This window comes from Actinosynnema sp. (assembly GCF_052038725.1).
On the sequence record NZ_JBQGCX010000042.1, the window covers coordinates 1 to 8134 of the forward strand.

The window sequence follows — 8134 nt, forward strand, 5'->3', positions numbered from 1 at the left end:
TTGTTCCCGTAGGCGCCGGGGTGCGCTGACGGGGCCTCCACCACCGCACCACCGGGCTCGCCACGCGCACCACCGCGCCGCCACTCCACCTCCGGAGGCCAGCGGATGGTTCCCCCGACGACGTCGCCCCCGACGACAACGCCCACGACACCACCCTCGACACCACCCTCGACGCCGGCGTCCCCGCGCGCCCGGCAGCGGCGGGGCGAGGGCCAGTGGGCGCTCGGCTACCGCGAGCCGCTCAACCCGAACGAGCGGAGCAAGAAGGACGACAACCCGCTCAACGTGCGCGCCCGGATCGAGTCGATCTACGCGCCGGGCGGTTTCGCCTCGATCGACCCCGCCGACCTGCGGGGCCGTTTCCGCTGGTACGGGCTGTACACCCAGCGCAAGCCGGGGATCGACGGCGGCCGGACGGCGACGCTCGCGCCGGAGGAGCTGGACGACGAGCACTTCATGCTCCGCGTCCGGGTGGACGGCGGCAGGCTGACCACCGCGCAGCTCGCGCTGATCGGGGAGCTCTCCCAGACCTACGCCCGCGACACCGCCGACATCACCGACCGGCAGAACGTCCAGTACCACTGGATCCGCATCGAGGACGTCCCCACGCTCTGGGAGCGCCTGGAGGCCGCCGGTCTGACCACGATGGAGGCCTGCGGCGACAGCCCGCGCGTCGTCCTGGGCTCCCCGCTCGCGGGCATCGCCGAGGACGAGGTGCTCGACGGCGGCCCGGCCATCGACGAGATCCTGCGCCGCTACATCGGCGACCCGCGCTTCTCGAACCTGCCGCGCAAGTTCAAGACCGCCATCTCGGGCCTGCCGGACGTGGCGCACGAGGTGCACGACGTGGCGTTCGTCGGCGTCGTCCACCCGGAGCACGGCCCCGGCTTCGACCTGTGGGTGGGCGGCGGCCTGTCGACCAACCCGATGATCGCGAAGCGGCTGGGCGCGTGGGTGCCGCTGGACGAGGTGCCGGACGTGTGGGAGGGCGTGATCAGCGTCTTCCGCGACTACGGCTACCGCAGGCTCCGCAACCGGGCGCGGCTGAAGTTCCTGGTCGCCGACTGGGGCGCGGAGAAGTTCCGCCAGGTCCTGGAGGACGAGTACCTGCACCGGAAGCTCCTCGACGGCCCCGCTCCCGAGGTGCCCGAGATCGCCCGCGACCACGTGGGCGTGCACCGGCAGAAGGACGGCCTGGTCGCGGTCGGCGCCGCGCCGATCGCGGGCCGGGTGTCCGGGTCGACCCTGGTGGAGGTCGCCAAGGCGGTGGAGCGGGCCGGGTCGAACCGGGTGCGGCTCACCCCGCAGCAGAAGCTCGTCGTGCTGGACGTGCCCGAGGCCGAGGTGGACGGCCTGCGCGCGGACCTGGCGGCGCTCGGGCTGCCCACCGAGCCCTCGCCGTGGCGGCGCGGGGTGATGGCGTGCACCGGGCTGGAGTTCTGCAAGCTCGCGATCGTCGAGACCAAGGCACGCGCGGCCGAGCTGGTCACCGCGCTGGAGGCGCGGCTCGCGGACGTGGTGGCCGGGGTGGCCGCGCCGATCTCGGTGCACCTCAACGGCTGCCCGAACTCGTGCGCGCGCATCCAGACCGCCGACATCGGCCTCAAGGGCCAGATCGTCACCGACGCCGACGGCCGCCAGGTCGAGGGCTTCCAGGTGCACCTGGGCGGCGGGCTCGGGCTGGACGCCGGGTTCGGGCGCAAGCTGCGCGGCCACAAGGTCACCGCGGCCGAGCTGCCCGAGTACGTGGAGCGGGTGGTGCGGCACTACCTGGCCGGGCGGGACGGCGACGAGCGGTTCGCCCAGTGGGTGGCCCGCGCGGACGAGGGGCTGCTGCGGTGAGCGAGCGCGCGACGCCCTTCCACTGCCCCTACTGCGGCGACGAGGACCTCCGCCCCCAGGAGGAGCCCGCGCACGCGTGGTTGTGCTCGGCCTGCCGCCGGGTGTTCACGGTCAAGTTCATCGGGTTGAACCTGCCCCAGGAGGTGCGCGGGTGAGCGGGATCGAGGAAGACCTGCGGGTCGTGGCCGAGGCCGCCCAGGCCGAGCTGGCCGACGCGACCGCCGAGGAGGCCCTGGCCTGGACCGCCCGCACGTTCGGCGACAGCTGGATCGTCGCGTCGAACATGCAGGACGCGGTGCTGGTGGACCTCGCCGCGAAGGTCAAGCCGGACGTGGACGTGCTGTTCCTGGAGACCGGCTACCACTTCGCCGAGACCATCGGCACCCGCGACGCGGTCGACCTGGTCTACCCGGAGCTGCGGATCGTCAACGCCGCCGCCGAGCAGTCCGCCGCCGACCAGGAGGCCGAGTTCGGGCCGCTCAACCGCACCGACCCGAGCCGCTGCTGCCACCTGCGCAAGGTCGTGCCGCTGCGCCGCACCCTGGCCGGGTACGACGCGTGGGTGACCGGCGTGCGCCGCGTCGACGCCCCGACCAGGGCGGACACCCCGATCGTGCAGTGGGACGAGCGCAACGGGCTGGTGAAGGTCAACCCGATCGCGCCGTGGTCCGACGACGAGTTCAACGGCTACCTCGCCGAGCACAAGATCCTGGAGAACCCCCTGGTGCAGGCGGGTTACCCCTCCATCGGCTGCGCGCCGTGCACCGCCAAGCCGCTGCCGGGCGCCGACCCGCGCAGTGGCCGCTGGGCGGGCACCGCCAAGACGGAATGCGGGTTGCACGGATGACTCTGGCCCTGGACGCGCTCGACCGCCTCGAGTCCGAGGCGGTGCACATCTTCCGCGAGGTCGCGGGCGAGTTCGACCGCCCGGTGATCCTGTTCTCCGGCGGCAAGGACTCGACGCTGCTGCTGCACCTGGCGGTCAAGGCCTTCTGGCCCGCCCCGGTGCCGTTCCCGCTGCTGCACGTGGACACCGGGCACAACTTCGACGAGGTGATCGCGTTCCGCGACGAGGTCGTGGCCCGGCACGGCCTGCGCCTGGAGGTGGCGCGGGTGCAGGACTACCTGGACGACGGCAGGCTCGCCGAGCGCCCGGACGGCACCCGCAACCCGCTGCAGACCGTGCCGCTGCTGGACGCGATCACCGCGAACCGGTTCGACGCGGTGTTCGGCGGCGGCAGGCGCGACGAGGAGCGGGCCCGCGCCAAGGAGCGCATCTTCAGCCTGCGCAACGCCTTCGGCCAGTGGGAGCCGCGCAGGCAGCGGCCGGAGCTGTGGAACCTCTACAACGGCAGGCACCGGGCCGGTGAGCACGTGCGGGTGTTCCCGCTGTCGAACTGGACCGAGCTGGACGTGTGGCACTACATCGCCCGCGAGCGCATCGAGCTGCCGCCCATCTACTACGCGCACCGCCGCGAGGTGTACCTGCGCGACGGCATGTGGCTGGCGCAGGGCCCGTGGGGCGGGCCGCGCGCGGGCGAGGAGCTGGTGGAGAAGACGGTGCGCTACCGGACGGTCGGCGACGGCTCGTGCACCGGGGCGGTGGAGTCCGAGGCCGCCGACATCGACGCGGTGATCGCGGAGGTCGCCGCCAGCAGGCTCACCGAGCGGGGCGCCACGCGCGCCGACGACCGGATGAGCGAGGCCGCCATGGAGGACCGCAAGCGGGAGGGGTACTTCTAGATGAGCGACCTGCTGAGGCTGGCCACGGCGGGCAGCGTGGACGACGGCAAGTCCACCCTGGTCGGGCGGCTGCTGTACGACACGAAGTCGGTGCTGGCGGACACCCTGGACGCGGTGCAGCGGGCCAGCGCGGACCGGGGGCTGGCGACGCCGGACCTGTCGCTGCTGGTGGACGGGCTGCGCTCGGAGCGCGAGCAGGGCATCACGATCGACGTGGCCTACCGGTACTTCGCGACGCCGCGCCGCACGTTCGTGCTGGCCGACACCCCCGGCCACGTGCAGTACACCCGCAACACCGTGACCGGCGCGTCGACGGCGCAGCTCGCGGTGCTGCTGGTGGACGCGCGGCGGGGCGTGGTGGAGCAGACCCGGCGGCACGCGGCGGTGCTGGCGCTGCTGGGCGTGCCCCGGCTGGTGCTGGCGGTGAACAAGGTGGACCTGGTCGGCTACGACGAGGTCGTGTTCTCCCGCATCGCCAAGGAGTTCGCCGCCCACGCCTCCGCGCTGGGCTTCGCCGAGGACTCGGTGGTGTCGATCCCGGTCTCCGCGCTGGTGGGCGACAACGTGGTGGACCGGTCGGCGAGCACGCCCTGGTACTCGGGGCCGACGCTGCTGGAGCACCTGGAGTCGGTGCCGGTGGAGCCGGACCCGCACGACGCGCCGTTCCGGTTCCCGGTGCAGTACGTGATCCGGCCGCGCACCGCCGAGCACCCGGACTACCGGGGGTACGCGGGGCAGGTCGCGGCGGGCACGGTCCGGGTCGGCGACGAGGTGACCGTGCTCCCCGGCGGGTCGCGCACGACGGTGACCGGCATCGACACCGCCGACGGCCCGCTGGCCGAGGCGGCGGCGGGCCGCTCGGTGACGCTGCTGCTGGCGCACGACCTGGACGTCTCCCGAGGCGACCTGATCGCGGCCGGTGACGCGCCGGAGGTGGTGGACGAGTTCACCGCCACGCTGTGCTGGCTGGCCGAGAAGCCCCTCGCACCGGGCGCGCGGGTGCTGGTCAAGCACGGCACGCGCACCGTCCAGGCGATCGTGACCGAGCTGCTGTCCCGGTTCGACGAGCAGGCGCTGGCCAGCACGGGCGCGCCGGACGCCCTGCGGCTCAACGACATCGGCCAGGTGCGGGTGCGCACCGCCGAGCCGGTCCCGGTGGACGACTACACCCGCGACCGGCGCACCGGGGCGTTCCTGGTGATCGACGCCGGTGACGGCGGCACCCTCGCGGCGGGCCTGGTGGGCGCGCCGCTGCCCGAACCGGACGCGCCGGGCGCCAGGGCCGGGGGCGTCGCGCTCGCCGACGGCCGCGCCCTGGTCTCCCCCGGCCCCTGACGACCTCCCTCCCCCTCTCCCCGAAAGGTTCCCCTCCCTTGAGAGCACACCGCCGCGCCGTGAAGACCACCGCAGTCCTGCTCGCGGCCCTGGCCGTCGCGACCGGCTGCTCCCGCGCCGAGCGCGCCGAGGAGAGCGCGCCCGCCGCCGACCAGGGGGCCGCCGCCGAGCTGCGGCTGGGCTACTTCCCGAACGTCACCCACGCGTCCGCGCTGATCGGCGTGGAGCGGGGGCTGTTCGAGCGGGAGCTGGGCTCGACCAAGCTGACCACGCAGACCTTCAACGCCGGGCCCGAGGCGGTGAACGCGCTGCTGGGCGAGTCGCTGGACGCGACGTTCATCGGGTCCGGCCCGGCGATCAACGCCTACGCCAAGTCCGGTGGGGAGGCGGTGAAGCTGATCGCCGGGGCCACCTCGGGCGGCGCGCAGCTCGTGGTCAAGCCGGAGATCACCTCCCCGCAGGACCTCAAGGGCAAGGTCATCACCACCCCGCAGCTGGCGAACACCCAGGACGTGGCGCTGAAGAAGTGGCTGTCCGACCAGGGGCTGGCCATCGGCGCGGGCCCCGACCAGGTCAACGTGACCAACACCGAGAACTCGCAGAGCCTGGACCTGTTCCGCTCCGGCGGGGTGCAGGGCGCGTGGGCGCCGGAGCCGTGGTCCTCGCGGCTGGTGGTCGACGCGGGCGCGAAGGTGCTGCTGGACGAGAAGACCCTGTGGGAGGGCGGGAAGTTCCCGACCACGGTGCTGATCGTGCGCACGGAGTTCCTGCAGGAGCACCCGCAGACCGTGCAGGCGCTGCTGCGCGGGCACCTCGCCGCGACGAAGTACGCGCGGGACGACGCGGCGGGCGCCAAGACCACGGTGAACGAGGCGCTGAAGAAGCTGACCGGCAAGGCGCTGGGCGAGCCGGTGCTGAACCGGGCGTTCGAGGGCATCGAGCTGACCCTGGACCCGCAGGCCTCGGCGTTCCCGCAGCTCGCGGAGGACGCGGTGACGGCGGGCGTGGCCAAGGAGGCCGCGGACGTGGCGGGGCTGGCCGACTTCGGGCCCCTCAACGAGGTGCTGAAGGCCGCCGGTGAGCCCGCCGTGGACGCCGCGGGCCTGGACCGGAAGTAGCGAGGGCCCCACGAGGAAGGCAGGCACACCATGACCGCCACGCTCGGCACCACGGCGCCGCGATCCGGCGTCGACGCGGCCGTCACCCTGACCGGGGTGCGCAAGGAGTTCGGGACCGGGCAGCACGCCGTGGTCGCCCTCGACGGGGTCGACCTGCAGGTGGCGCCCGGTGAGTTCGTCTGCCTGCTGGGCGCGTCGGGCTGCGGCAAGTCCACGCTGCTGAACCTGGTGGCCGGGCTGGACGCGCCCACGTCCGGCCGGATCGGGCTGACCACGTCTCGGCCCGCGGTGATGTTCCAGGAGGCCGCGCTGATGCCGTGGCTGACGGCGGAGCGGAACGTGGAGCTGCCGCTGCGGCTGGCCGGGGTGCGGCGCGGGGAGCGGCGGGCGCGGGCCGGGGAGCTGCTGGAGCTGGTGCGGCTGTCCGGGGTCGGGCGCAAGCGCCCGCACGAGCTGTCCGGCGGGATGCGGCAGCGGGTGGCGCTGGCCAGGGCGCTGGCGTCCACCCAGGGCAGCGCCGACGGCGGTGCGCCGGGGCTGCTGCTGATGGACGAGCCGTTCGCGGCGCTGGACGCCATCACGCGGGACGTGCTCCAGTCCGAGCTGGCCCGCGTGTGGCGGGAGACCGGCACGGCGGTGCTGTTCGTGACGCACGACGTGCGCGAGGCGGTGCGGCTGGGGCAGCGGGTGGTGCTGCTGTCCTCGCGGCCGGGGCGGGTCGTGCGGGAGTGGGCCGTCGAGGGGCGGGACCCGGCCGAGCTGATCGAGGACGTCACGGGGCGGCTGCGGGAGGTGATCAGTGGTCACGCGGCAGCCTGAGGTCGAAGAGCCGTCGGGGGCCTCCGGGTCCGGGCCTTCCGGGTCTTCCGGGCCTGGGTCCTCCGGGCCTGGGTCCTCCGGGTCCGGTTCGCCGGGCGGGGCGCGGTCGACCGCTGACCTGGCGGCGGTCGGGGCCGGTCTGGACGCGCTGGACACCCCGATCGGGGAGCGCCCGCCGTCGGTGTGGCGCAGGGTGGCGCGCACCGCCCTGCCGCCGCTGGTGGCGTTCGCGCTGCTGCTCGTGGTGTGGCAGGCGCTGTGGGCGGCGGCGCTGTGGCCGGAGTACCGGCTGCCGTCGCCGCTGTCGGTGTGGGGCGCGGTGGCGGAGGCGGTGCGCACCGGGCGGGCCGCCGAGGTGCTGTGGACGTCGGTGCACCGGGCGGTGCTGGGGTTCCTGGCGGCGGTGGTGATCGCGACGCCGCTGGGGCTGCTGATCGCGAAGGTGCGGCTGGTGCGGGCGGCGATCGGGTCGCTGCTGTCGGGGTTGCAGAGCCTGCCGTCGGTGGCGTGGGTGCCCGCGGGCATCCTGTGGTTCGGGGCGACCCCGGCGACGATCTACTTCGTGGTGCTGATGGGCTCGGTGCCGTCGATCGCGAACGGCCTGGTGGCGGGCATCGACCAGGTGCCGCCGCTGCTGCCGAGGGTCGGGCAGGCGCTGGGGGCGGGACGGCTGGCGTCCGCGCGGCACATCCTGCTGCCCGCCGCGCTGCCCGGTTACCTGGCCGGGTTGAAGCAGGGGTGGGCGTTCTCGTGGCGGTCGCTGATGGCGGCCGAGATCATCGCCACCTCGCCGCAGCTGGGTGAGGGGTTGGGGCAGTACCTGCACAACGGGGCGTCGCTGAACGACATCTCGATGGTGATCGCGGCGATCTTCCTGATCCTGCTGGTCGGCGTGGGGATCGAGCTGCTGCTGTTCCGGCCGCTGGAGCGGGCGGTGCTGCGGGCGCGCGGGCTGACGGGGGCGCTGGCGTGAGCGCGCTCGTGGCGGTGGCGCACGGGAGCCGGGACCCGAGGTCGGCGGCGGTGGTGAACGAGCTGCTCGGCGTGGTGCGGGCGCTGCGGCCGGAGCTGGACGTGCGGGCGTCGTTCCTGGAGCTGTCCGCGCCGAGGTTGCCGGACGTGCTGCGGGCGGTCCGCGCGGACGGCCACCGGGAGGCGGTGGTGGTGCCGCTGCTGCTGGGCAGCGCGTTCCACGCGAAGGTCGACCTGCCCGCGCTGCTCGCCGAGGCCGGGCGGCGGCTGCCGGAGCTGCGGCTGCGCACCGCCGAGGTGCTCGG

At 74.2% G+C, this 8134-nt stretch carries 9 protein-coding genes; all 9 read left to right on the top strand.

Features of this window, described 5'->3' with window-relative positions:
- The first annotated feature begins 105 nt into the window (after nt 1-105).
- The gene (locus ACTUAL_RS00770; RefSeq protein ID WP_440898910.1) at nt 106-1842 is read left to right on the top strand and encodes a nitrite/sulfite reductase; all 1737 of its coding nucleotides are present in this window, start codon (nt 106-108) and stop codon (nt 1840-1842) included.
- Entirely contained in the window at nt 1839-1997 is a 159-nt protein-coding gene (locus tag ACTUAL_RS00775; RefSeq protein ID WP_096491893.1) for an Insertion element protein, read from the top strand. Before ACTUAL_RS00770 ends, ACTUAL_RS00775 begins: the two co-directional genes overlap by 4 nt.
- Nucleotides 1994-2689, top strand: a complete 696-nt coding sequence (locus ACTUAL_RS00780; protein ID WP_177154535.1) for a phosphoadenylyl-sulfate reductase — start codon at nt 1994-1996, stop codon at nt 2687-2689. Before ACTUAL_RS00775 ends, ACTUAL_RS00780 begins: the two co-directional genes overlap by 4 nt.
- Nucleotides 2686-3585 (top strand): sulfate adenylyltransferase subunit CysD, encoded by a 900-nt coding sequence (gene cysD / locus ACTUAL_RS00785; protein ID WP_177154534.1) that lies wholly within the window; start codon nt 2686-2688, stop codon nt 3583-3585. Before ACTUAL_RS00780 ends, cysD begins: the two co-directional genes overlap by 4 nt.
- Nucleotides 3586-4920 carry a sulfate adenylyltransferase subunit 1 gene (locus ACTUAL_RS00790; RefSeq protein ID WP_440898911.1) on the top strand — a complete coding sequence of 445 codons (1335 nt, stop codon included), beginning with the start codon at nt 3586-3588 and terminating at the stop codon, nt 4918-4920.
- 38 nt (nt 4921-4958) lie between these two features.
- A complete protein-coding gene (locus ACTUAL_RS00795) occupies nt 4959-6038 on the top strand; it encodes an ABC transporter substrate-binding protein (protein ID WP_218181579.1) in 1080 nt (359 codons plus the stop codon).
- A 30-nt stretch (nt 6039-6068) separates the two neighbouring features.
- A complete protein-coding gene (locus ACTUAL_RS00800; RefSeq protein WP_440898912.1) occupies nt 6069-6857 on the top strand; it encodes an ABC transporter ATP-binding protein in 789 nt (262 codons plus the stop codon).
- 118 nt (nt 6858-6975) lie between these two features.
- Nucleotides 6976-7830 carry an ABC transporter permease gene (locus tag ACTUAL_RS00805; RefSeq protein ID WP_096497642.1) on the top strand — a complete coding sequence of 285 codons (855 nt, stop codon included), beginning with the start codon at nt 6976-6978 and terminating at the stop codon, nt 7828-7830.
- Nucleotides 7827-8134, top strand: a 308-nt coding sequence (locus ACTUAL_RS00810; protein ID WP_440898913.1) for a sirohydrochlorin chelatase, incomplete at its 3' end; no start/stop codon positions are given. The genes ACTUAL_RS00805 and ACTUAL_RS00810, both read left to right, overlap by 4 nt.